This is a genomic window from Methylobacterium sp. WL9 (assembly GCF_008040035.1).
GTDB lineage: Bacteria > Pseudomonadota > Alphaproteobacteria > Rhizobiales > Beijerinckiaceae > Methylobacterium > Methylobacterium thuringiense.
The window spans coordinates 118787-141293 of sequence record NZ_VRVE01000003.1 but is presented as its reverse complement, the minus strand read 5'-3'; the positions used below and the strand labels follow the sequence as shown (position 1 = coordinate 141293).

Genomic DNA, 22507 nt, shown 5'->3' with positions numbered 1-22507 from the left:
ATGCGCGCCGACGCTTTCTTCGCCGCCCTGGAGCAGATGCCTGTCGCAACTCTGGACACGATGCTCGGTGCGGGCGGCCTTGTCGTGGTTGCACCTCATCCCGACGACGAAAGCCTCGGCTGCGGCGGTCTGATCGCGTCGGCTTGCGCGGCGGGACGCGGGGTGCGGCTCGTGGTGCTGAGCGACGGCTGCGGCTCACACACCCACTCCCGCACTTATCCGCCGGAGCGCCTGCGCGATCTGCGCGAGACCGAGACACTGAACGCTGTGGCCGAGCTCGGGCTCGCCGCCGAGCACGTGCGCTTCCTTCGCCTCCCCGACGCCGCAGTGCCAAGCACGGGACCGGAAGCCGAAGCGGCGGCTCTGGTGATCGCCGACGCGGCCTGTGCCTGCGTGTACGGCACGGTCTGTGTCACGTGGGGCCACGACCCGCATTGCGATCATCAGGCCGCCGCCGCGATCGTTGCCCTGGCCCGGCCGCGCCTTGGAACCACACGCGTCTTCGCCTACCCGGTCTGGGGCTGGACCCTGCCGCCCGAAACCGAGGTCGGCCCGGCACCCGAGGGCGTTCGGCTCGATGTGACGGACAACAGCGCGGCGAAACGCCGGGCCATCGCAGCGCACGCCTCGCAGACCACAGCGCTCATCGCCGACGATCCCGAGGGTTTCCGCCTGGAAGCCGCGATGATCGACCGGCTCTGCGGCCCTCACGAAGCCTTCATCGAGGTGCCTGCATGACCCGTCACCCGACCTCGCTGTCGCCAGCATACTTCGCCGGTCTCTACGCCGACGATCCCGACCCATGGCGCTTCGCAACCAGCGATTACGAGCGTGCCAAGTACGCGGCGACGCTGGCGGCCCTGCCTCGGCCCCGCTATGCCTCGGCTCTGGAGGTCGGCTGTTCGATCGGCGTGCTGACGCGCCAGCTCGGGTCCCGTTGCGGGGCTCTGACGGCCCTCGACGTGGTGTCCTCCGTGCTCGAAAGGGCGCGTGTCGCCTGTGCCGACCAAACCCAGATCCGCTTCCTGCAGGCTGCCGTGCCCGGCGACTGGCCGGATGGGCGCTACGACCTCATCCTGCTTTCCGAGATCGCGTATTACCTCGACCGGGCCGACCTCGCCCGCCTCGTCGCCTGCGTGGAGACGGCTCTGCTGCCCGGCGGGGACATCGTCCTCGTCCACTATCTGGGCGAGACCGACTACCCGCTCTCGGGTGACGCGGCGGCGGACGGCTTCATCCAGGGCTCCGCCGGCTTCGCTGAGATTCTCGCCCAGTCGCGGACGGCCGAGTATCGGCTCGACGTTCTCCGGAGGGCCGTCCCTGAGGTGGCAGTCGCGTGAGCACCGTCAGCGTCATCACGCTGAACAAGAGCCGCCGTCCCCACCTCCTGCGCCTGCTCGAAGGGCTATCGCGCGGACCAGCGCCGGCCGACTGCATCGTCGTGGAAATGGGTGGCGACACGGCTGCATTGCCTGATCCCGGTTGTCCGCTGCATCGGGTCGATCTGCCGAGCGAGGGTCTGCCGCTGGCTGCAGCACGCAACGCCGGACGCGCTGCAGCCTCGGGCGGGACGCTGATTTTTCTCGATGTCGATTGCATCCCCTCCGCAGATCTCGTCGCGGGCCTCGCTGCGGCGGTTGCGGAGCACGACGGCCTCGTCTGCTGCGAGATCCGCTATTTGCCGCTCGGTGCGGTGACGGATGGCTGGACGGAGGAGGGTCTCGACCGGGTTGGGCTGCGGCATCCAGCACGTGTATTTCCAGCGCGGGGCATCGTGGCGGCAGACAAACCGGGATTGTTCTGGTCGCTCGCCTTCGCCGTGCGCGCGACGACTTTCGATCGCCTGGGTGGCTTCGATGAGGGCTTCGACGGCTACGGCGCCGAGGACACCGATCTTGCCTTCCGCGCCTCCGAACTCGGCGTACCGGTGCTCTTTGCTGCAGGACCACGCGCCTGGCACCAGCACCACCCGTCCTGCGACCCACCGCTCCAACACTTTTCTGACATCGTCCGCAGCGCCCGCCGCTTCCACGCGCGGCACGGCCTCTGGCCGATGGAGGGCTGGCTCGAGGCCTTTAGCGAACGCGGCTTGATCGCGTGGGATCGGAGCGATGGACTCGCTGTTCGGCGCGTGCCGACGCCGGACGAGATCGCCGCGGCGCGGCTATCGCCGGACCAAGCCTTCTGAGGACGTCCAGGTGCCGGGACGTCGCCGGTCTTCGATCTCCTGTGCCATCGCTTCGATCTCGGACACCGTTCGCGTAAGCGCATCCGGCTCGGCGAGGCCGGCGATCATCGCAGGATCGAGCGCGAGCCCCCGGCGGACGAGATCCGGCCATTCCGCAGCGGCCGGCCAACCGTCGGAGACGACGACGGCAGCCCCGAGCAGGGCCAACGCTTCGGCCTTGGCCGCCTGTTCGTCATAGGGGCGCGGTTCGGGCAGACAGATGAAGCGCTTGGCCGCCCCTACGACCGCAGCCACGACGCCGTCACCGCCGCCACCGACGACGAGGGAGGCCGCCACGAGATGCGCGCCGACATCAGTGACCCAACCGTGCAGATGCAGGTTCGCAGGCAGCGATAATGCGGCGCTCGTGCCATGAACCGGGCCTAGGACGTGCCAAGCGCGATCCGGTACGGCGTCGGCTGCGTCAGCCAGCAGCGCGAGCCGGCCGCCCTCGCCACCCTGCCCGAAGACGACGACGATCCGGCCGTCCTCGGCCGCTGCCGGCGCTGGAGCCGCTCCGAGAAACCCAGAAAACAACGTCTTGGCGCGGACCCAATCCGGCATCTCCCCGCCATCGAGAGCAGCGGGAAACGGCGCGATCAGGCGTCTCGCACTCCGGAATGCTTCGAGATGAGGCAGATCGGTTCGTGTCCCGGCAAGCCGCACGACGAGCGTCGGTACGGACAGGAGGCGGCACAGCAGGGCTACCTCGACCGAGACGTCGACGATGACCAGAACCGGATCCGCTTCGGCGATCCAGGCCGCGATCCGCGCCATTCGTGCGCGGATGCCAGAGTGGCCGAGCGGCGCGTAGTGCAGGCTTGTCGGGCGGTCGACCTCGCGATCGTCTCCGTCGAAGCCGGCGATCCGGTCGTCCGGCAGATCGACGAACGGCCCCGGCGCGTTCCCCGGATCGCGTTCGGAGAACGTCCCGATCAGCGTGCAGGGCCGGTCGAGCGCCCGTCCGATCATGCAGGCGCGCTGCCAGTGCCCGGCGCCCTGATGGTGGACGTAGATGCCGATCGGCCGAGTCACGCCGCATCCTCGCCAAGCAGCACATCGAATTCCGCGAGGGCCGGCTCGAGATCTTGGAGCACCGCCGGGGCCGCCCGGGCGTCGAGCCACCGGCTTGCCCGCTCGACGAAGGCGATGGCGTTCGGACAGGTCTCGGGGGCGATGGCGGAGCGATCCTCGTGGTCGAGCCCGATTTCTTCGGCAACGCAGGACCAGCCTCCCGCAACAGCAATCTCGGGCCAAAGCCGGCGCAAGGCCGCGCGGCGCTGGATCAGGGCGCACCAGTGCGCGGGCGACGGCAGCCGGTAGGCGTCCCCACCGCCCGCGACGGCAAGGCGCCGGATCATCTCGACCGCCATGCCACCCTCCGCGCGCCCATGGGCTCGGTCTGAGACATGGACACTGACGGCAGGACAATGCCGCAGCCGCCCGCCCTGCTCCTGCACGCGGCCCACCAGAGCGTTGTCCTCGCCTCGGCGCAGCGCCGGCAATCCGCCGACGGCGCGATAGAGGGCCGCCCGCAGGGCGAGACTCGCGCCGGTATGGTCGCCATGGCGCGGAGCCGGGTCGTGGACGGGCGGATCGAGCCTGTCCTCCAGTGCGCGGACAGCCTGCCAGTAGCGTTCGATCCGGGCATGCAGGCCTGCGACTGCAGGGTCCAGCTCGGTTTCGCGTGCAATGATGAGGCGGCCGCCGACGATCTCGGCCGTGGACAGGGCGCGCAGGTTGGCGGCGACCCAATCCGGCGGAAGCCAGGCGTCGGCATCGGTGGTGAGCAGGACGCCATCCTCGCAACCCTCCTCATCCAGCCAGTCCGCGCCGGTCTCGAGCGCGAGGCGACGTGCCGTGCCGACATGCGCCTCGGCGGGGGCGAGCGTCGTCTCGATCAGGCGCACGTCGAGGGCCGCAGTCTCACCGCCGGCGATCATCGCCCGCACAGCCTCCACGGTGCCATCACTGCAATTGTTGGCTGCGATCACGACGCGCAGTCCCGCGTCCTCCGGAAAACCGTCCTGAGCCGCGAGCGATCGGATCAGGCGGGGCAGTCGCTCGACCTCGTCCCGCGCCGGCACGCAGACCACGGCCGCCGATCCTCTAGGGTCGCTCATCGCGGTCAGACCGCGACGGCGTCGAGCATGCGCCCCGGCTGCTCGCACGCGGGCGCAGCGGCGAGGATGGAGTGGTAGAGCGCTTCGTAGCGATCCGTCATGGTCTCGACGTCGAACAGCGCTTCGCCACAGGCCCGACAGGCCTGACGGTCGAGCCGGATCGCTTCGCCGATGGCGCGTGCGAGATCAGCGACGTCGTCGGCGCGGGCGCAGCGGCCGCAGCTTCGCGCGATCAGGTCAGGCAGCGCCCCGCGGGCGAAGGCCGCCACCGGCGTCCCGCAAGAGAGGGCTTCGGCAACGACAAGGCCGAACGGCTCCTCCCAGCGCGGCGTGACGAGGGCGACGGTGGCCCGGCCAAGATGTTCGGCGAGCGCACCATGCGACAGGTGACCGAGATCGGTCAGGTCCGGCCCCAAGCGAGGCGCGATGTCTTTCGTCCAGTAGGCGATGTCGGTGCGCGGCCCGGCAAAGGTCAGCGGCAGTCCGGCGAGGCGTGCGGCGTCGATCGCCAGATGCAGGCCCTTCTCCGGAACGATCCGGCCACTCCAGAAGGCGTAAGGCGGCTCCGTCGGCTCGGCCCGGAAGCGGAAGATGCTGAGATCGATGCCGTTGCCGATGACATGCGCGTGCGGCACCAGCACCCGCCATTCCTGCGCGAGGCTTTTGGAGACGGCCGCGAAAGTCATCCGCGGAAAAGCCGCCGCGACACCGGCGGCGAGCGAGGCGAAGGGCGGCGTGTGGAGTGCTGTAACCATCGGTACCCCAAGACCGCGGCTGGCCCGTAGCGGCAGGTCGTGCAGGCTGTTGTTGTGTACGAGATCGAACCCGCCCCGTGCCACGGCCGCCATCATCTCCGTGTAGGCCGCGAACTCCGCAGCATCGACGGCGAGGGCCTTGACCGGATCGGCGAAGGCTTCGCCGGTGGGCGTACAGACGGTGTGAAGATCGAGCGCCGGATCGGATCCATGCGCGGCGAACAGTGTGACGGTATGACCACGCCGTTGCAGCGTCCGCGTCAGGAGGTGCGTGTGCATTTCGAGGCCGCCCGCATAGGGCTGAGCGATCGGATGTTTCAGATGGGCGAGGATTGCGATCTTCACGCTTGTCCAGTTCGTCGATGTCAGTTCTCGAAATCGTACAGGCATGTGCTTCGCAATGTCGCGAATGCCGGTACCGATCCCACTTCAGTTCCGGCACAACCTCGCCTCAGTAGAACGAGTTCCTGGCCTCGCGTGCATCGACGAAAGGTCGCATGCGACTATCTTGCGAGGGGCGCAAGTGTGGATGCGAGCACGGCACACGATGAGCTGAAGGGCGACGATTTCTGCGCGGATCCGGCGCGTCACGCCTTTCGGGTGCGGACGACTTATTGGGTTGGCGTGGTCGCATTTCTGGCCCTCGTCGTCGGTGGCACAGGCATCCTGCTGGCGCGGCCTGGATCGTGCCGCCATTGCCGGCAAACCTCGATCAGACGGGATGGGGCTGCGGCCTGCATCGACGGGCTCGGGCACGGCCGCGGCAGCATGATCTCCGATCTCGGCCGACCCTGGTATGCCGGGATCTAACGGCACGGCCCGAGCCTGCGCCACACGCTCACCTTCGCCCGCTTCATCCACAGCGGAGACGAAACGCCGCGTGGTGCAGGCGAGGCCATGCGCGTTGTTGGGCCGGAAGCAGGGCAGCGGTCTCGTGTCGGGACGCTGCCCGATCGATGGTGGTGGCGTATGCGCGAAACCGGACGGCTCGATCTCGACGAACGGGCCCTGGTGCTGGAGCGCCAACGCACCCTGAAAATGGCGCGCTCGGCGCATGCCTATGTCCGCGGCAATACCAGCACGTTTTACGATTGGCTGGACGGCCTGAACCGCGGCACGCTGCCGGAAGGTCCTCCTGTCTGGATCTGCGGCGACTGCCACCTCGGCAATCTCGGACCGCTCGCAGATGCCGACGGCCGTGTCGACGTTCAGATCCGCGACCTCGACCAGACCGTCATCGGCAACCCGGCGCACGATCTCGTGCGGCTCGGCCTCTCGCTGGCAAGCGCCGCCCGCGGCTCCGATCTACCGGGTGCCGTCACGGCACGGATGCTGGACGGCATGATGCGCGGCTACGCCTCGGGCCTCGGCGGCCCGATGGGAGACGGGCCGGCAGAGCCGGACGTGGTGCGCAGCGTGCGCCGACGGGCGCTCGGGCGGCACTGGAAGCATCTCGCCCGCGAGCGCCTCAAGGATGTCGAGCCTGCGATCCCACTCGGCCGCAAGTTCTGGGCGCTCGACGACGCGGAATGGCATGCCCTCAAGGAGTTGTTTCGCGAGACGCGCGTACAGAACCTCGTGCTGAGCCTCGAAAGCCGTCGCGAGGGCGCCGAGATGCGTCTGCTCGATGCCGCCTACTGGATGAAGGGTTGCAGTTCGCTCGGTCACCTGCGCTACGCGGCGCTCGTGCGGATCACCGAGTCCGACGGCAAGCGCAAGCTCGCCCTCGTCGACCTCAAGGAAGCCGTCGCGGCAGTCGCGCCGGCGGCCCCGTGCGCGGAAATGCCGGCCGACCACGCCGAGCGGGTCGTCGCCGGCGCGCGCGCCCTGTCGCCGAACCTCGGCGAGCGCATGCTGCCGGTGCGCCTGCTGGACCGTCCCGTGGTGATGCGCGAATTGCGGCCGCAGGACCTCAAGCTCGACGTCGACCAGTTCTCGCAAGGCGAGGCCGTGCGCGCGGCGCACTACCTTGCCCATGTGGTCGGTCGGGCCCATGGCAGGCAGATGGAAGAGACGTCGGCCAAAGCCTGGCGCCGGGATCTCGCCGGCGGCAGTTCGGCCACGCCGTCATGGCTCTGGTCGAGCGTGGTCGAACTCGCCGGACGCCACGAGGTCGGCTATCTGGAACATTGCCGGCGCTACGCCGCCGAGCAGGAGGCGGCGTAGGCGATCGGACCGAAGGATCGAATTCATGAAGGTGGTCGCGGATCTGTGCATCGTGCCGATGGGCGTCGGCCCTTCGGTTTCCGGCTATGTCCGGGCGATCAAGGCCATCATCGATGCGAGCGATCTCGACGCCGAGATGCATGCCAACGGCACCAATATCGAGGGTGAGCTGAGCGACATCTGCCGTCTTGTCGAGTTGTGCGAGCAAAAGCTCAGCGAACTTGGCGTCCAACGCGTGTTCTTCACGATGGCCTTCTCGTCGCGCCGCGACAAGGATCAATCGATGGCCGACAAGCTGGCTGCCGTTTCTTAGATTTCGGAGGCACCCACGACCGAGAACCGGCAGGACTCTCCGGTCCGCAAGATCATCCACATCGACATGGACGCGTTCTATGCGTCCGTGGAGCAGCGCGACGATCCGGCTCTGCGCGGCAGGCCGATCGCCGTCGGCGGATCGCGGGAGCGCGGCGTGGTGGCGGCGGCGAGCTACGAGGCGCGGGTCTTCGGGGTGCGCTCGGCCATGCCTTCGGTCACGGCGCGCCGGCTCTGCCCGGACCTCGTCTTCGTGAAGCCGCGCTTCGACGCCTACCGCGCGATCTCGGAGGAAATCCGCGTGGTGTTCGCCGAGCACACGCCGATCATCGAGCCGGTGTCCCTCGACGAGGCCTATCTCGACGTCACCGAGAACCTGCAGGGCCTGCCGACCGCGACGGACGTGGCGCGGGCCATCCGCGCAAGCATCCTGGCGCGGACCGGCCTCGTCGCCTCGGCCGGGGTCTCCTACAACAAGTTCCTGGCCAAGGTGGCCTCGGACTTCAAGAAGCCCGACGCATTGTTCGTGATCACTCCGGCGATGGGGCCACGCTTCATCGAGGATCTCGCCATCGGCCGGTTCCACGGAGTGGGCCCAGTTACCGAAGCGAAGATGAAGCGGCTCGGCATCCATACCGGTGGCGACCTGAAGGCGCGCTCGCTGGACGAACTCGCCGCCGCCTTCGGCAGCCACGCCTCCTATTACTACGGGGTCGCCCGGGGCATCGACGATCGGCCGGTGCGGTCGCACCGGATCCGGAAATCCATCGGCGCCGAGACTACCTTCTTCGAAGACCTTTCGGAGTTCGATGCCCTCGCCGAGCGTTTGCAGCCGCTGATCGACAAGGTGTGGACGTCGAGCACGCTCAAGGCCGTGCGCGGACGGACGGTGACGCTGAAGCTGAAGTTCTCGGATTTTGAGCAGATCACGCGCGCGCGCTCAGTCCCGGCCTGCGTTCCGGATCGCGCGGCCTTCGAAGCGATCAGCCTCGGTCTGCTCCGCGAGGCATTTCCGCTTCGCCGCAGCGTACGGCTCGTCGGGGTCTCGCTATCGGCCCTGGAGCATGGCCCGCAGACAGCGCCTGAGCAGCTCGGTTTCGGTCTTTGAGATCTGAGAAAGGCCGCAACTGCCTCGATACTCGGCCGCCATCGGCGTGAAGCAACCTGTGCTGAGGTCGTACGACAGCCATCCGGCGGCAGACCTCGGTCACCGGAAGGTCGCCTCCTTGCTCCTCGCTGACTGCCTCATCTCGATCATCCATCGCTCGTTTCGACGGAGCCTTGCTTCAGAGCGGGCGCATTCCGAGGGACAAAGTCGGCGAACCGGATACCCTGTGAATGACGTTCAGGATACGTCCGATCGCGCAAGTTCGGCGGTGATATGCTTCACGGACGGCGTGACGATCGCTACGAACTGGGCCTCGCGGAGGCGTCGGAACGCCTCCGCACCCTCGAGATAACCGCGCGCGCCGAAATGCAGCATGGCCGACTGCGCCGCCTCCAGCGCAAGCCAGGAGACGTCGAGACGCAGCCGCAGGGTTTCGAGGAAGGTCGCGCGATCGGTTTCCGCGTGTGCCCTGGCCACCTGAGCCACCCGAGCGAGAAGGGCCGCGGCCCTGTCCTCGATGACAGCCGGACCGAGGGGCAGGTGCTCCGCCTGTTCGCGTCCACGCGTATCCCCACGCATTAGCGCCGCGACGCCCCGAGCGAGCCCGAGACCCATGCCGGTCTGCAGCAGGACGAAGCCGTTGCGGATGCGAGGCACGAAAGCGGCCGCGTCATGCGCGATCACATCGAGATCGGGGACGAAAGCGTCCCGGATCATCACCGTGTAGGTGCCGGTGCCTTCCAGCGCGACGAAACGGGCATTGGCCGAGATCGCCACGCCCTCGGCTCCGGCCTCGAACAGGCCCATAACCCGGCGTCCGTCGGGCAGCGAAAAGATGCCGGCGAAAACGTGCCCGGGGGCGAGGTTCGAGACCCAGGGCAGGCGTCCGCGCACGCGGTATCCGCCGGCCTCGCGCTGCGCCGTCAGCGCCAGCGGCTCGATGCCGGAGAACGCCTTCATCGAGTTCGACAGGCCGGTGCCGCCGAGCAGACGTCCCTCGGCGACTCCGGCGAGGAGACGGCGCGGGCCAGACTCCTCGGAGCGGGCGAGGTACCAGACCAGCGCGTCTTGGCACCAGACGCAGAAGGCGGTGGAGAGGCAGGCCTCGCCTGCCAGCGTCATCGCCTCGACCGCGGCGAGGAGCCCCGCGGCCGATCCATCCACATGGCGGCCGTAAGCGCCGGCAGCGCCGAGACTGCGCAGCACATCCTCCGGGTAGAGCCCGGCATCGATCGCCTGGGCCTGCGGATGCAGGTCGTCGCGTACGATGGCCGCGACATCGCGCGTGATCTCGATCCGTGCGGTCGCGGCCATCGACTCAGACCCGCGCGAGGCTGACGGAGACCGGGTTCTTCACGGTGTTCAGCACCGGCGACCATTGTCCGGCATGGGCCACCAGTTCGTCGAGTTCGGCCGGGGTTGCGCCCTCGATGTCGAGACGCGCCTTGAGCCGCACGGCGGTGAGGCCCACGGCCTTCTCCGACAGGTCGCCCGTGCCCCAGACCGAGGTGATGTTGATGTCGCCCTCGCTCTCGATCTCGATGCCGCGCACGGTCCATCCGCGGGCGATCGCGTTGGCCTGGAGGCCGACGGCGACGCAGGTGCCCAGCGCGGCGAGCAGCGCTTCGGTCGGGTTCGGCGCCGTGTCGTCGCCGAGGAGCGCCGGCGGCTCGTCCACGACGTGGGCCTCGAGATTGCGGACGTAGGTCAGGTGCCGGAACCGGCGGCCCTCGGCGACCGTGCGGGCGCGAACCGTCTTGACGACGGTGGGGTCGGACCGGCCCCTCTCGGAGAGAGCGGTGAGCGCGTCGCGATCGATCGGCTCGAAAGTCTGAACGATCTCGCGGGTGGCGGCGGAGGAGGACATGCAGTCTTTTCCGTTCTTCAGGTGGCGGGAACCCAGCGGGCGCGGGCCGCCAAGCGGCCGAGCAAGCTGTCGAGGGCGTAGCCGATCAGGCCGATCAGCAGGACGAGGGCCGCGAGGCGATCGTAGGAAAGCGTGTCGCGGGCGTCGTTGATGGCGTAGCCGAGCCCGCTCGTGACCCCGAGATACTCGGCCGGCACCAGCACGATCCAAGCGACACCGAGCGCGAGGCGAAGCCCCGTCAGGATGTCCTGCGTCACGGCCGGCACCACGATGGTGCGCAGGGTGGCGAGCCCGCCGGCACCGAGGTTGCGCGCGAGCGTCAGCCAGACCGGATCGACGCGCTTCACGCCGGCGGCGGTCGAAAACAGGATCGGCCAGATCGCGGCGGCCGCGATCAGGAAGACGATGGCGCCGTCCCAGCTCGGAAACACCAGGGTCGCCACCGGCATCCAGGCGAGCGGCGAGATCATGCGCAGCAGCTGGAACGGCGGCTGAAGGATGCGCTCCAGACGCAGCGACGAGCCCATGAGCAGGCCGAGCGGCGCGCCGAGCACGAAGGCGAGGCCGAGCCCCTGCAGGATGCGGGCGAGGCTTGGCGCCGCCGCGCGCCAAGCCTCGCCCGTGCTCAGCAGGTCGGCGAAGGAGGCCAGTGCCGGCCCCGGCGCGAAGCCGACGAAGGCGGAATAGGCCGGGATGCTCTCCAGCACGAGGCCGGCGACGAACCAGAGCGCCAGCAGCCCGCCGAGCCCGATCAGCGGAGCGATCCGGTCGAGCCAGGGACCGAGAGCGCCCGCCCTACCGGGCTGCCGCTCGGGCGGCGCGGCCTCCACCGCGGGGTCGGCGATGCCGACCGGAATCACACCGCCGCTCACAGGCTGAGAACCTCTTGGCGCGTCAGCGAGGCCGCATCCGCCGCCCCCGGCCATTCGGGATAGCGCTTGAGCGAGGCGGTCACGAAGCGGTCGTCGACGAGATCCCGCGCCACGAAATCGGGATCGAGACCCTTGAGGAAGGAGGCGTCGCCTTCGACGACCGTCTTGCCCATCGCCTCGACGATCAGTTTGGTCGCGGATGGATAGGGCCAGGGCTGGAAGTCGATGCGCTGCCCCTCCCAGTCGCGGTGGCGGATCGCGCCGCTGTCCTCGTAGGACGCGCCGTAATCGGTCATCGCCTTGATCACCACGTCGGCCGGCATCGGCAGGTAACCGCGCCCATCCTTGGAGATCAGCCGGGCGACTTCCTCCCGGTTCTTCACGATGTAGGCCTGGGCGCGCACGATGGCATCGACCGCCTTGCCCGTCCATTCGGGCTGCGCCGCGACCTGCCGCTCATGCGCGACGACGACGCAGCAGGGATGGTTCTTCCAGATGTCGCCGGTGAAGCGCAGCATGCGCGCGCCGGCCTTGATCTCGCCGAGCGCATTGAACGGCTCGGCGACGATGTAGCCGTCGATCTTCCCCGCCGCGAGCGCCGCCAGCATCTCCGGCGGCGGCAAGACCTGCAGGGCGCATTCGTTCGCGCCTGCTTCGCCCCGGATCACCGGCGTCACGCCGGATTCACGCAGCGCGTATTGCAGCACGACGTTGTGCATCGAGTACCAGTACGGCACCGCGATCCGTTTGCCGGCCAGCCCCTTGAAGTCGGTGATGCCGCTCTTGCCCCCGACGACGATGCCGGAACCGTTGGTGTGCGCCCAGGCCAGGATCTTGACCGGGAACTTGTTGTTGTAGCGCATCCAGACCGGGATCGGCTTGAGCAGGTGCGCGAGATTGAACTTGCCGGCCGCGAACCCCTCGACCAGCGCCGACCAGGAGCGCACCGGCGTCGGGTCGGCGACCTTCAGGCCGGCCTCCTCGAAATAGCCCTTGGCGTGGGCGACGAGAAGCGCGGTGGCATCGGTGATCGGCAGGTAGCCGATGCGCACGGTATCGTCGTCGGCGGCATGGACCGCCCCGGCCGACAGGCCCAGCGCCCCGCCGCCGAGCAAAGCGGCGAGGCCGCCCTTGGCCAGCGCGTCGAGGGTGTTGCGCCGGGTCCAGTCGGCGCGAGTCCACTCGTGCGTCCACAGGGCGGAGAGATCGTCGGGGGCGGTCATCGGGTGTCCAGTCGAGGATCAGGCCGCTTGGCGGTTGGTGTCGCGAGGTTCGTAGGAGCCGACGCGGCGGCGCAACTCCGCTTCGGCGTCGGCTCCGAGGGGAAAGTCGGCGACGATCCCCGCCGGCCGGCCGCCAAGCACGATGGCGCGCTCCGCGAGCGCGGCGACGTCGGCGAGATCGTGCGTCACGATGACGAGGGTCAGCCCGCGCTCGCGCGTCAGCCGCAAGACGTCGGCGCGCAACGCGCCGCGCATCTCGGGGTCGAGCGCCGAGAACGGCTCGTCGAGAAGCAGGATTTTCGGGTCGCTCGCCATCGCACGGGCCAGCGCAACACGCTGCTGCTGACCGCCCGACAGCTCGGACGGCCTGGCGTCGGAGCGGTCGGCAAGCCCGATCTCCCGGAGGATCCGATGGGCCTCGACCGTCACCCCGGAGCGGTCTCGGCGAAGTCTCCCGGACAGCCGGGCCGGAAGCAGGACGTTGTCGAGCACGCTCGCCCAGGGGAGCAGGGCCGGGCGCTGAAACATCACCGTACAGCCCGGGACCGGTCCGCGGACGGTCTTGCCATCGATCCGCACCTGTCCGGCCGAGGGCGAGACCAAGCCGGCGACGATCTGCAGCAAGGTCGACTTCCCCACGCCGGACCGGCCGAGGATACCGACGCGTTCGCCCGAGCGGACACGAAAGGCGACATCCGCGAGCACCGGAACCCTACCGTGCCGAAAGGCAACGCTGTCGAGGGTGATGCGAGATTCGGTGAAGGACATCGATCCTGTAGGATTGGGCGCGGCCCGGCACGTCGACTGCCCCATGACCATCGAACGCCTGCAAGACGCCGAGTGATCGAGAGAGTGTTTGCTCCTACGAACGGCGTCAATGGACGCTCAAGCCAAAGAACTTTGCAATTTAGGAGAAAATTTCTGCTGTGGGATCATGAATAGAAAATTATCGCATTTCATCGCACGGCACCGATGTGCCACCGGATTTCAGGACCTCGCGCAACGTTTTGAGGGCGAGCCGATCACCAACCCGGCGCGATGCCGCTGCGAGAATTTCTCCAAGGTGATCCATCGGCGGGGGCCGCGAACGTCGAAGTCGCGACCCTGGAATGGACCGATCGATTCGACATGCGCCGCGCCGGCCCGAGCCATCGCGTCCTGCCGTCCGCAAGCCACGGATGGCAGCAAAACGCTTGGCCGACGTCGTTCCAAGGCTTTCGGAAGGCGGAACGTCGGCTCTCACATGGGGCGTCGCGCCGTTCTGAATACGATGCGCAGCTCCCGATACGAGCTATGCCCGACCCGCGATGGGCGAAAGCATGGCTGGATCGATCCCGTTCATCCGCAGCACACGATCGTACTTGTCGTCGAGGGTGGGGTTGAAGATCAGCTCCGGGTCGGCCGCGCAGGTGAGCCAGCCGTTGGCCATGATCTCGTTCTCGAGCTGTCCTGCCTGCCAGCCGGCATAGCCGAGTGCCAGGATGGCGCTCGAAGGACCGCATCCCTCGGCGATCGCGCGCAGAATCTCCACCGTCGCGGTCAGGCAGACGCCGTCGTCGATCAGAAGCGTCGACTGGTCGATGCGAAAATCGGACGAGTGCAACACGAAGCCGCGCTTGGCGTCGACGGGACCGCCCATCAGCACCGGCATGTGCCCAACCTGCTCGCGCAGGCGGATCGCGTCGGTCTCCTGCGCGATGTCGAGCTGCATCAGCAGGTCCGGCATGGTGAGGTCGGTGGCGGCCTTGTTGACGATGATGCCCATCGCCCCGTCGGCTGAGTGGTGGCACAGGTAGATCAGCGAGCGGGCGAAGCGCTCGTCGCCCATGCCCGGCATCGCCACGAGGAACTGACGATCGAGATAACCCGACCCGTCGTCTTCGACAGGTACGGGTTCGTCGGATGACTGCGGAAATCGCTGCATGGCCCCATGCTAGCCCCGGGGCGGGCTTTGTCCATAAGGCAATGACGCGGCATCCATCCACGGGCGGGCCGTTCCCATCGCCTCGACACCGTCATCTCGTCACGCTAACGCTGCCGCACGATCGAGGAGACGGAACGAATGTCCATTCAGGTTGGCGACCACCTGCCCCAGGCGACCTTCCGCGTGAACGGCCCGGACGGCCCGCAGGCGAAGACCACCGACGACGTGTTCAAGGGCCGCCGCGTCGTGCTCGTCGGCGTACCCGGCGCCTTCACCCCGGCCTGCCACCGCAACCACCTGCCCGGCTTCGTTGCCAAGAAGGACGAGATCCTCGCCCGCGGCATCGATGCCATCGCCATCACCGCGGTGAACGACGTCTTCGTGCTCAACGCCTGGCAGGAGGCCACCGGCGCCGAGAGCCTGGAATTCCTCGCCGACGGCAATGCCGAGTTCGCCAAGGCGATCGGCCAGGAACTCGACGGCAGCGGATTCGGCCTCGGCCCGCGCTCGCAGCGCTACGCCATGCTCGTCGACGACGGCGTGGTGCGCGTGCTCAACGTCGAGGATTCGCCCTCGAAGGCCGAGGTCTCCAGCGCCGAGGCTCTGCTCAAGGTGATCTGAAGCCGTCGCAGGGAATGGGACGCGCAAGAAGCCGGGGCATGTCCCCGGCTTTTTTGCGTCCGCTTGCGAGAGTTCGCGCATTTTCGGTCCACGGCATTCCCGCGATTTTCTTGGACACCTCGGCAGCGACCAGCGTAGATATTTTCAATCTACGAGTCGGCCGGGCAATATTTTAGATTCTCGATACATCAGGATCGGTGCGACCAACCTAGATATTCTAAATTTCAAGCAATACAGCTTCCGCGGGTAGCGCGGTCGCAGGTCCGAGGGAGGTCGTTTTGAAGCGTCTCGTTCTGCTGTGTACGCTTGCGCTCGCATCACCTGTCCATGCGGATCAGATCGATCTGTCGACCTCCACCTGCAAGCAGTTCCTCGAAAGCGGTGAAGAGGGCATCAAGACCACGCTCACCTGGCTCGACGGATACTACAAGGACGAGGACGACCCGCCTGTGATCGATACGGACAAGCTCGTGGCCAACAGCAAGAAGCTGGGCGAATTTTGCGCCAAGAACCCGACCCTCGGCCTGATCACCGCAGCCGACAAGGCGCTCGGGAAGTAGCAGCGATCTCGGACGGCCCCGCCGATCGGCGAACGCGTTGCTCTAACGCGACCAACCGTAGTCTCGCGCATGGCCCGCCGTGCGATGGAAGGCGAGCCGGCGATCGTATTCCAGCGGGTTCTTCGGCTGCACCAGCGCGCCGGGCGGCACGTTCAACCAGTCCACGAGGCGCGTCAGCATGAAGCGCATCGCCGCGCCCCGTGCGAGGATCGGCAGCGCGTCGACCTCGGCCGGCTCTAGGCGGCGACGCTCCTCGTAGCCGGCAATCATCGCGGCGCCCATTTCGCGCTGGTAGCGGCCGTCCGATTCGAAGCACCACGCGTTGAGGCAGATCGCGAGATCGTAGGCGAGCGCGTCGGTGCAGGCGAAGTAGAAGTCGATGATCCCGGAGAGATCGTCCCCGATGAAGAAGACGTTGTCGGTGAAGAGATCGGCGTGGATAACACCGCTGGGCAGATCGCGTGGCCAGTTGGCTTCGAGCAGTGCGAGATCGGCGCTGGTCCGCTCTGCGAGTCCTGGTGCGACGGTGTCGGTCTGGGTGCCGGCCTGCTCGAACAGCGGCCGCCAAGCCTCGACGGATAGGCTGTTGGCCCGGCTCATTGGAAAATCGCGACCGGCCTCGTGAAAACCGGCGAGCGCCCGGCCGAGTTCGCGGCAATGGTGGGCGGTGGGACGCTTCACCGAGACGCCGTCGAGGAAGCTGATGATCGCGGCGGGCCGGCCGCAGAGGGCGCCGAGCGCGGTGTCGTGGCGGTTCCTCACCGGCTGCGGGCATGAGAGCCCGGCGCGGAACAGGTGCCCCATCAGGTTGAGGAAGAACGGCAGGTCCTCCTCGCGCACGCGCTTCTCGTACAGCGTGAGGATATAGGAGCCGGCCGTGGTGTGCAGGAAGAAGTTCGTGTTCTCGACGCCCTCGGCGATGCCCTTGTAGGACAGGAGCGAGCCGAGATCGTACTCGCCCAGGAAGGCGGTGAGCGCCTCGTCGGAAACCTCGGTGTAGACGGCCAAGGAGTGCCTGCCTCTCGCTTCGCGCTCAAAACAAAGGGCGCCCGTCGAGGCGCCCTTGTCCGTCGTCGTGTCCGTGCCGGATTACTCGGCGGCTTCGCTGCGCAATTCGCGCGGCAGCGGGAAGGACATGTCTTCGACCGTCACCGAAACCTGATCGACGCTGACGTCGTAGCGTGCGGCGAAGGCGTCGATGATCTCCTCGACCAGAACCTCCGGCGCAGAGGCGCCCGCGGTGAGGCCGAGCCGGCGAATGTTGCCGAAAGCCTCCCAGTCGATCTCTTCCGCCCGCAGCACGAGGCGGGTGATCGGGCAGCCGGCGCGCTCGGCCACTTCGCGCAGGCGCTGCGAGTTCGAAGAGTTCGAGGAGCCGACCACGATCAGCGCGTCGACCTGCGGAGCCACTTCCTTCACCGCTTCCTGGCGGTTGGTGGTGGCGTAGCAGATGTCGTCCTTGTGAGGCCCGGTGATCAGCGGGAACTTCGTCTTGAGTGCCGCGACGATATGCTTGGTGTCGTCGACCGAGAGGGTGGTCTGGGTCACCCAGGCCAGATTCTTGGCGTCCGCCACTTCGAGATTCTCGATCTGCTCGAGATCCTCGACCAGCGTGATCGACCCCTTGGGCAGCTGGCCCATGGTGCCGACGACCTCCGGGTGGCCGGAATGGCCGACGAGGAGCACGTGGCGCCCGCGCTTGTGATGGATCTCGGCCTCGCGGTGAACCTTGGTCACCAGCGGACAAGTCGCGTCGATCGTGGTGAGGCCGCGGGAATCCGCGTTGTTCGGCACCGTCTTGGCCACGCCATGCGCCGAGAAGATCACCGGAGCACCGGAATCCGGCACCTCGTCGAGTTCGCGCACGAAGATCGCGCCCTTCCGCTTCAGCGTCTCGACCACGTACTTGTTGTGGACGATCTCGTGGCGGACGTAGACCGGAGGCCCGTAGATCGCGAGCGCGCGCTCCACGACATCGATCGCGCGAACCACGCCGGCACAGAATCCGCGCGGTGCGCAGAGCAAAATCTCCAGCGGCGGCTTCTCGCCGCTGATGGCGGGATGAGGGATCCGGTCGGGATCCGCGGTCAGGTTGATGGTATCGGCGCTCATGATCTCGCGGATGTGGAGAGGCTGGGGGCGGGCTGTCAACCGGCGTCGCGGGGGAATTCCGAGATAGCACGGGCTCCCTAGCACAATCCGTCGCCGACGTGACCCCCGCGTGTCGAACGGCACAGGATCACGCTCGCATGCCGCGGTTGCGCGGGCTAAGGGACAGCTTCCCCTCCCCTCGCGGGACGACGCAGCCCCGGGAGCCCCATGGCGAGCGCAACGACGCACGCGAGCTTCCTGCCGCCGGTCCTGACATTTCTGTCGGCCGCAGTGGTCGGCGTGCCGATCTTCCGGTTGCTCGGACAGAGCGCCGTGCTCGGCTATCTCGTGGCCGGGGTGGTGATCGGCCCGTTCGGCTTCTCGCTGATCGCCGAGCCCGAGACGGCGGCAAGCGTCGCCGAGATCGGCGTGGTGCTGCTGCTCTTCATCGTCGGGCTGGAACTCGAGATATCCCGCCTCGTCTCGATGCGGCGGGATATTTTTGGACTTGGCGCAGCTCAATTGGCGCTTTGTTCGCTGGTTCTCGCCGGTGCGGGGCTGATATTCGGGCTGTCGGTCGCGGCCGCGGCCGTTATCGGCATCGCGCTCGCCCTTTCGGCGACCGCGGTGGCGCTGCAATTGCTGGAGGAACGCGGCGATCTCGGCAGCGCCTATGGCAGCCGCTCCTTCGCGGTGCTGCTGTTCCAGGACATCTCGGTGGTCGCGATCCTCGCCGTGCTGCCTCTGCTGGCCTCGGCCGGGGCGACGCCGGAGGGCGGTTGGATCGAGGGCGCGCTGCGCTCCACCGCCATCGCGGGCTTGAGCATCGTCGCCGTGATCTTGGTGGGGCGCTACGGCCTCAACCCGTTCTTCCGCCTGCTCGCCGCGTCCGGCGGGCGCGAGGTGATGACGGCAGCGGCGCTGCTCGTCGTGCTCGGTACGGCGCTGCTCATGGAAGAGGTCGGCCTGTCGATGGCGATGGGCGCCTTCCTCGCCGGCGTCATGCTCGCCGAATCGAACTTCCGCCATCAGCTCGAAGCCGACATCGAGCCGTTCCGCGGCATGTTGCTCGGCCTGTTCTTCATGAGCGTCGGCATGTCGATCGACGGCGGATTGCTCAAGGCGCACTGGCCTGCCTTGTTCGGCGCAACGGCCGCCGCGATCCTGTTCAAGGTCGTTCTGGTGGCGGGACTGTTCCGGCTGTTCGGTTCGTCGTGGCTCGATGCGGTGCGCGGCGGCGCGGTGCTGGCGCCGGCCGGCGAGTTCGCCTTCGTGATCCTGCCGGCTGCGGGCGAGCTACGCCTGCTCGATCCGGCTGCGACACGCTTCTCGGTGGCGCTGGCGGCGCTGACGATGATCGTCGGCCCGATCGCCGCCAAGGGTCTCGACACGGCGCTCGCGCGAAGACCGGTAGTCACTGAAACGCCCGCGGATACGATCGAATCCGCCGAGGCGCGCGTCCTCGTCGTCGGCTTCGGGCGGTTCGGGCATCTGCTGACGCAGGTCCTGCTGGCCGAGGGGGTCAGCGTCACGGTCATCGACAAGGACGTCGAGCAGATCCGCAACGCCGCCCGCTTCGGATTCCGGGTCTATTACGGCGACGGGACGCGGCTCGACGTGCTGCGCGCCGCCGGCATCGGGCGGGCTGAACTGCTCTGCATCTGCATCGACGACGCCCAGGCCGCGCTCAAGATCGTCGACATCGTGCACGAGGAATTCGCAAGCGTGCGGACCTATCTGAGGGCCTACGACCGCAACCACGCCATCGAGCTGATGAACCGCGACGTCGACTTCCAGATCCGCGAAACCCTCGAATCCGCCCTCCGCTTCGGCCGCGCCGCCCTCGAGGGCCTGGGGCTCTCCGAGCAGGCCGCCCTGGCCCGCGTCGAGGACGTCAGGAAGCGGGACCTCTCCCGTCTGGTGCTGCAGCAGGCCGGCGCCCTGCCCGACGGGGCGGCCTGGATGCGCGGGGCGACGACCGAGTTGCGGCCCGAGCCTTTGACCGAGCCGCAGCGGCCGTCCCGGGCGCTCAGTGCGGAGACGCGAGGCCTGCTGGAATCGGAGCGCCGTGAAGCCGCGATGCGGGAGCTGGAGCCGCACGACGCCGCTGCCGATGGTTAGCAAGCATAGCGCACACGCACTCGCCCAGGTCGACAGCGACGGACGTAGGGAGGCCGCCACCCCGCCGCCGGGGTCGGCCCGATTCGTCTCGGGCTCCATCCTGCGCCACGTCGTCGTCATGAGCTCGACCGGGGCAGTCGGCCTGATGGCGATCTTCCTCGTCGACCTGCTCTCGCTCGTCTACGTATCGAAGCTCGGCGACCCGACGCTCACGGCAGCGGTCGGGTTCGCGTCGATCGTCCAGTTCTTCGCGATCTCGATCAATATCGGCCTGATGATCGCAGCCGGCGCCCTGGTCTCTCGTGCCATAGGATCCGGGGACGAAGCGCAGGGACGGCGGATCGGAAGTTCGATCCTGATCCATACGATCATCGTGTCGGGGCTCCTCGTCCTGGCGCTGCTGCCGCTGCTGGACCCGCTGTTGCGGGCGATCGGAGCCGATGCGCATACCCTGCCGATCGCGAAGCGCTTCCTCTGGATCGCCCTGCCCTCGAACCTGCTGATGGCGCCCGGCATGCTGTTCACCGGCCTCTTGCGGGCGGTGGGGGCGGCGCGCGAGGCGATGTACGTCACCCTCGGCGGCGCCATCGTCACCGCCTTCGTCGACCCGCTCCTGATCTTTACCGCCGGGCTCGGCGTTGACGGCGCCGCGATCACCGTCTGTCTCGCCAGGGCGATCTTCGTCGTCATCGGCTGGATCGGGGTGCGCAAATACCGATTGCTGTCGCCGCCGAAGCTGGTCGAGGTCCTCGACGACGGGCCGGTGGTCGGGCGCATCGCGCTCCCGGCGATCCTCACCAACCTCGCGCCGGCCGTGGCGAGCGCCTTCGTCGCCCACGCCCTTTCGGGCTTCGGTACGACGGCCGTCGCCGCCAACGTCGTGATCGACCGACTGTCGCCGGTGGCGTTCTGCGGGCTTTTCGCCATGTCGGGGGCGATCGGTCCGATCCTCGGACAGAACTGGGGCGCCCGCCGCTTCGACCGGATGCGTGGCGTGCTGCGCGACGGCGCCGTCGTTGGCGCCGGCTACGTGCTGGTGGTCTGGCTGACGCTGGCGCTCTGTGCCTGGCCGCTGACCCGCCTGTTCGAACTCGACGGCGTCGCCGCGGATCTTCTCGTCTTCTTCTGCTTCCTCAGCGGCCCGATCTGGTTCTGCAACGGGCTGCTCTTCCTCGGGAACGCCTCGTTCAACAATCTCGGCTTTCCGCTGCTGTCGACGGGTCTGAATTGGGGTCGGGCGACACTCGGGACCATGCCACCTGCCCTCCTCGGCGGGGCGCTCTATGGCCCGCGCGGCGTCATCGCCGGAATCGGGATCGGGTCCCTCGCCTTCGGACTCGTCGGCATCACGCTGGCCATCCGCACGATCGGTACGCTAGAACGCCGCGCCGCGACGGCGGAACCTCAACCAGCGGCGTCGATTCCTGGCCCTACGTCGCCGGTCGAGACAGCCGAAGCGAACGATATGTTCGTGTGAGTGGCCATCTGAGGTAGAATTCCCGCACATAATCACCAACGCCGAGCGTTCACGCTGGAACATTGCCGGCGGATGCGACAGATTCGGGTGAGAAACCTCCGGATCCGAAGCGGAGCGTCCGAGCCAGAGTATCGTATCATGTTCAACCTGTTCGATATCCTGCAGAGCCAAGCCGGCCCCGGCATGCAGTCGATCGGACAGCAATTCGGCCTGACGCCGGAACAGAGCCGGAGCGCGATGAATGCGCTTCTGCCGGCGCTCGCCGCCGGTCTGCAACGCAGTGCGGCGAGCGACCCGATGGGCTTCGGCCGGATGCTCGGCATGGCCGGGGCCAACCCGTATTTCGGCGCCCCGCCACAGCCGCAGCCCACCCCGCAGCCCGACCTGCTCGGGCAGATCTTCGGCTCGTCGATGCTGAGCCAGGCCGTGCTTCAGCAGGCTTCCACGACGAGCGGCATCGGCCAGCAGGCGTTGCGCCAGATGCTGCCGGTGATGGCGGGCATGGTGGTGGCCGGCATCGTTCACGTCATGGTGAACCAGCCGCCCCCCGCCCCCCAACTCCATAGGCAGGCCGCGCCGCCGCCGGCGCCCGATGCCGGCTTCCCGGTTGCCGCATTCTGGAACGACTGGATGAACCAGTTCATCGCCGCGCCCGACACCGCAGCGCCTGCCCGGAACCCGCGCGAGCCGGAGCCGAGACCGGCTCCCCAAGCCCCATCGCCGGATTTTTCGAAGCGGCAGGACACTTCGGCAAAGACGGAGGGCGGCGACGAGGCTCCGTTCGAGGCCTTCCAGCAGATGTTCCAGACCGGCGTTCAGGTGCAGGAGCAGAACGCCAAGGCCATGCAGGACATCTTCGAAGCCTTCTGGAGCCCGCCGAACGATCCGCAGACTTCGACGGAGCCGCCTGAGCAACCGATGACGCGGAAGCCGGAATCCGGCGTCTCCGACAATCCTGCCCCGAAGGATCCAGCGGTGAGCAAGCGCACGGCTCGCCGCAAGGAGCCGTAGACCGGCAGGACGGGATGGTCCCGGGGCCGCGCTCGGCCAGGGCCACGGG

23 protein-coding genes are annotated in these 22507 nt (G+C 67.9%); 12 read left to right on the top strand and 11 right to left on the bottom strand.

What is annotated here, in order from left to right; genetic code table 11:
* From FV217_RS02530 to FV217_RS02520, 3 genes are read left to right on the top strand one after another with little or no spacing between them, the layout of a single operon-like run.
* Entirely contained in the window at positions 1–738 is a 738-nt protein-coding gene (locus FV217_RS02530; protein WP_147813965.1) for a PIG-L family deacetylase, read from the top strand.
* Positions 735–1340, top strand: a complete 606-nt coding sequence (locus FV217_RS02525; protein ID WP_147813963.1) for an SAM-dependent methyltransferase — start codon at positions 735–737, stop codon at positions 1338–1340. The genes FV217_RS02530 and FV217_RS02525 overlap by 4 nt, the downstream gene beginning before the upstream one ends.
* Positions 1337–2188 (top strand): galactosyltransferase-related protein, encoded by an 852-nt coding sequence (locus tag FV217_RS02520; protein WP_147813961.1) that lies wholly within the window; start codon positions 1337–1339, stop codon positions 2186–2188. The genes FV217_RS02525 and FV217_RS02520 overlap by 4 nt, the downstream gene beginning before the upstream one ends.
* On the opposite strand, the gene FV217_RS02515 is transcribed toward FV217_RS02520, so the two are convergent.
* The 3 genes from FV217_RS02515 to FV217_RS02505 are packed head-to-tail and all read right to left on the bottom strand — an operon-like array spanning position 2165 to position 5450.
* On the bottom strand, positions 2165–3262 hold the full coding sequence (locus FV217_RS02515) for a glycosyltransferase (RefSeq protein ID WP_147813959.1): 1098 nt from the start codon (positions 3260–3262) through the stop codon (positions 2165–2167). The two genes, FV217_RS02520 and FV217_RS02515, sit on opposite strands and share 24 nt — an antisense overlap.
* Positions 3259–4350 carry a glycosyltransferase gene (locus FV217_RS02510; RefSeq protein ID WP_147813957.1) on the bottom strand — a complete coding sequence of 364 codons (1092 nt, stop codon included), beginning with the start codon at positions 4348–4350 and terminating at the stop codon, positions 3259–3261. Before FV217_RS02510 ends, FV217_RS02515 begins: the two co-directional genes overlap by 4 nt.
* A gap of 5 nt (positions 4351–4355) precedes the next feature.
* Positions 4356–5450 carry a glycosyltransferase family 4 protein gene (locus FV217_RS02505; protein ID WP_147813956.1) on the bottom strand — a complete coding sequence of 365 codons (1095 nt, stop codon included), beginning with the start codon at positions 5448–5450 and terminating at the stop codon, positions 4356–4358.
* 279 nt (positions 5451–5729) lie between these two features.
* Between FV217_RS02505 and FV217_RS22655 the strand changes: the two genes are divergently transcribed.
* The 4 genes from FV217_RS22655 to dinB all read left to right on the top strand — a co-directional run bounded on the left by FV217_RS22655 (position 5730) and on the right by dinB (position 8691).
* Positions 5730–5915, top strand: coding sequence for a hypothetical protein (locus tag FV217_RS22655; protein ID WP_187272402.1), 186 nt, complete (start codon positions 5730–5732; stop codon positions 5913–5915).
* A gap of 159 nt (positions 5916–6074) precedes the next feature.
* The gene (locus FV217_RS02495; protein ID WP_147813954.1) at positions 6075–7271 is read left to right on the top strand and encodes a DUF2252 family protein; all 1197 of its coding nucleotides are present in this window, start codon (positions 6075–6077) and stop codon (positions 7269–7271) included.
* 25 nt (positions 7272–7296) lie between these two features.
* A complete protein-coding gene (locus tag FV217_RS02490; RefSeq protein ID WP_147813952.1) occupies positions 7297–7584 on the top strand; it encodes an MTH1187 family thiamine-binding protein in 288 nt (95 codons plus the stop codon).
* Positions 7585–7650: 66 nt separating this feature from the next.
* Positions 7651–8691, top strand: coding sequence for a DNA polymerase IV (gene dinB, locus FV217_RS02485; protein ID WP_246682702.1), 1041 nt, complete (start codon positions 7651–7653; stop codon positions 8689–8691).
* Positions 8692–8928: 237 nt separating this feature from the next.
* Here dinB and FV217_RS02480 read toward each other — a convergent pair whose 3' ends face one another.
* From FV217_RS02480 to FV217_RS02455, 6 genes are all read right to left on the bottom strand, one after another.
* Entirely contained in the window at positions 8929–10005 is a 1077-nt protein-coding gene (locus FV217_RS02480) for an acyl-CoA dehydrogenase family protein (RefSeq protein WP_147813948.1), read from the bottom strand.
* A 4-nt stretch (positions 10006–10009) separates the two neighbouring features.
* The gene (locus FV217_RS02475; protein WP_147813946.1) at positions 10010–10558 is read right to left on the bottom strand and encodes an OsmC family protein; all 549 of its coding nucleotides are present in this window, start codon (positions 10556–10558) and stop codon (positions 10010–10012) included.
* 17 nt (positions 10559–10575) lie between these two features.
* The gene (locus FV217_RS02470) at positions 10576–11388 is read right to left on the bottom strand and encodes an ABC transporter permease (RefSeq protein WP_246682705.1); all 813 of its coding nucleotides are present in this window, start codon (positions 11386–11388) and stop codon (positions 10576–10578) included.
* A 38-nt stretch (positions 11389–11426) separates the two neighbouring features.
* Entirely contained in the window at positions 11427–12653 is a 1227-nt protein-coding gene (locus tag FV217_RS02465; RefSeq protein WP_147813942.1) for an ABC transporter substrate-binding protein, read from the bottom strand.
* A gap of 18 nt (positions 12654–12671) precedes the next feature.
* Positions 12672–13421 carry an ABC transporter ATP-binding protein gene (locus FV217_RS02460; RefSeq protein ID WP_147813940.1) on the bottom strand — a complete coding sequence of 250 codons (750 nt, stop codon included), beginning with the start codon at positions 13419–13421 and terminating at the stop codon, positions 12672–12674.
* 523 nt (positions 13422–13944) lie between these two features.
* A complete protein-coding gene (locus tag FV217_RS02455; protein ID WP_147813938.1) occupies positions 13945–14577 on the bottom strand; it encodes a YqgE/AlgH family protein in 633 nt (210 codons plus the stop codon).
* A gap of 138 nt (positions 14578–14715) precedes the next feature.
* On the opposite strand from FV217_RS02455, the gene FV217_RS02450 reads away from it, so the two are divergent.
* Both FV217_RS02450 and FV217_RS02445 read left to right on the top strand, forming a co-directional pair.
* Positions 14716–15198 (top strand): peroxiredoxin, encoded by a 483-nt coding sequence (locus tag FV217_RS02450; RefSeq protein ID WP_147813936.1) that lies wholly within the window; start codon positions 14716–14718, stop codon positions 15196–15198.
* 278 nt (positions 15199–15476) lie between these two features.
* Complete coding sequence (locus FV217_RS02445; RefSeq protein WP_147813934.1) at positions 15477–15758, top strand: HdeA/HdeB family chaperone; 282 nt, start codon at positions 15477–15479, stop codon at positions 15756–15758.
* 42 nt (positions 15759–15800) lie between these two features.
* Here FV217_RS02445 and FV217_RS02440 read toward each other — a convergent pair whose 3' ends face one another.
* Positions 15801–16766, bottom strand: coding sequence for a homoserine kinase (locus FV217_RS02440; protein ID WP_147813932.1), 966 nt, complete (start codon positions 16764–16766; stop codon positions 15801–15803).
* An 81-nt stretch (positions 16767–16847) separates the two neighbouring features.
* A complete protein-coding gene (gene ispH / locus FV217_RS02435) occupies positions 16848–17870 on the bottom strand; it encodes a 4-hydroxy-3-methylbut-2-enyl diphosphate reductase (protein WP_147813930.1) in 1023 nt (340 codons plus the stop codon).
* Between the two features lie 207 nt (positions 17871–18077).
* Between ispH and FV217_RS02430 the strand changes: the two genes are divergently transcribed.
* The 3 genes from FV217_RS02430 (at position 18078) to FV217_RS02420 (ending at position 22458) form a co-directional block, all read left to right on the top strand.
* Complete coding sequence (locus FV217_RS02430; RefSeq protein ID WP_147813928.1) at positions 18078–19970, top strand: monovalent cation:proton antiporter-2 (CPA2) family protein; 1893 nt, start codon at positions 18078–18080, stop codon at positions 19968–19970.
* Entirely contained in the window at positions 19963–21447 is a 1485-nt protein-coding gene (locus tag FV217_RS02425; protein WP_147813926.1) for an MATE family efflux transporter, read from the top strand. The genes FV217_RS02430 and FV217_RS02425 overlap by 8 nt, the downstream gene beginning before the upstream one ends.
* Positions 21448–21585: 138 nt before the next feature.
* Positions 21586–22458 (top strand): DUF937 domain-containing protein, encoded by an 873-nt coding sequence (locus FV217_RS02420; protein ID WP_147813924.1) that lies wholly within the window; start codon positions 21586–21588, stop codon positions 22456–22458.
* The last annotated feature ends 49 nt before the right edge of the window (positions 22459–22507 follow it).

What these genes read in the sequence shown, in the direction of transcription:
- FV217_RS02465 (WP_147813942.1), bottom strand. Translation starts at nt 12,653, where the DNA reads ATGACCGCCCCCGACGATCTCTCCGCCCTGTGGACGCACGAGTGGACT.
- FV217_RS02450 (WP_147813936.1), top strand. Translation starts at nt 14,716, where the DNA reads ATGTCCATTCAGGTTGGCGACCACCTGCCCCAGGCGACCTTCCGCGTG.
- FV217_RS02460 (WP_147813940.1), bottom strand. Translation starts at nt 13,421, where the DNA reads ATGTCCTTCACCGAATCTCGCATCACCCTCGACAGCGTTGCCTTTCGG.
- FV217_RS02525 (WP_147813963.1), top strand. Translation starts at nt 735, where the DNA reads ATGACCCGTCACCCGACCTCGCTGTCGCCAGCATACTTCGCCGGTCTC.
- FV217_RS02510 (WP_147813957.1), bottom strand. Translation starts at nt 4,350, where the DNA reads ATGAGCGACCCTAGAGGATCGGCGGCCGTGGTCTGCGTGCCGGCGCGG.
- FV217_RS02430 (WP_147813928.1), top strand. Translation starts at nt 18,078, where the DNA reads ATGGCGAGCGCAACGACGCACGCGAGCTTCCTGCCGCCGGTCCTGACA.
- ispH (WP_147813930.1), bottom strand. Translation starts at nt 17,870, where the DNA reads ATGAGCGCCGATACCATCAACCTGACCGCGGATCCCGACCGGATCCCT.
- FV217_RS02455 (WP_147813938.1), bottom strand. Translation starts at nt 14,577, where the DNA reads ATGCAGCGATTTCCGCAGTCATCCGACGAACCCGTACCTGTCGAAGAC.
- FV217_RS02495 (WP_147813954.1), top strand. Translation starts at nt 6,075, where the DNA reads ATGCGCGAAACCGGACGGCTCGATCTCGACGAACGGGCCCTGGTGCTG.
- FV217_RS02480 (WP_147813948.1), bottom strand. Translation starts at nt 10,005, where the DNA reads ATGGCCGCGACCGCACGGATCGAGATCACGCGCGATGTCGCGGCCATC.
- FV217_RS02425 (WP_147813926.1), top strand. Translation starts at nt 19,963, where the DNA reads ATGGTTAGCAAGCATAGCGCACACGCACTCGCCCAGGTCGACAGCGAC.
- FV217_RS02530 (WP_147813965.1), top strand. Translation starts at nt 1, where the DNA reads ATGCGCGCCGACGCTTTCTTCGCCGCCCTGGAGCAGATGCCTGTCGCA.
- FV217_RS02475 (WP_147813946.1), bottom strand. Translation starts at nt 10,558, where the DNA reads ATGTCCTCCTCCGCCGCCACCCGCGAGATCGTTCAGACTTTCGAGCCG.
- dinB (WP_246682702.1), top strand. Translation starts at nt 7,651, where the DNA reads ATGGACGCGTTCTATGCGTCCGTGGAGCAGCGCGACGATCCGGCTCTG.
- FV217_RS02490 (WP_147813952.1), top strand. Translation starts at nt 7,297, where the DNA reads ATGAAGGTGGTCGCGGATCTGTGCATCGTGCCGATGGGCGTCGGCCCT.
- FV217_RS02420 (WP_147813924.1), top strand. Translation starts at nt 21,586, where the DNA reads ATGTTCAACCTGTTCGATATCCTGCAGAGCCAAGCCGGCCCCGGCATG.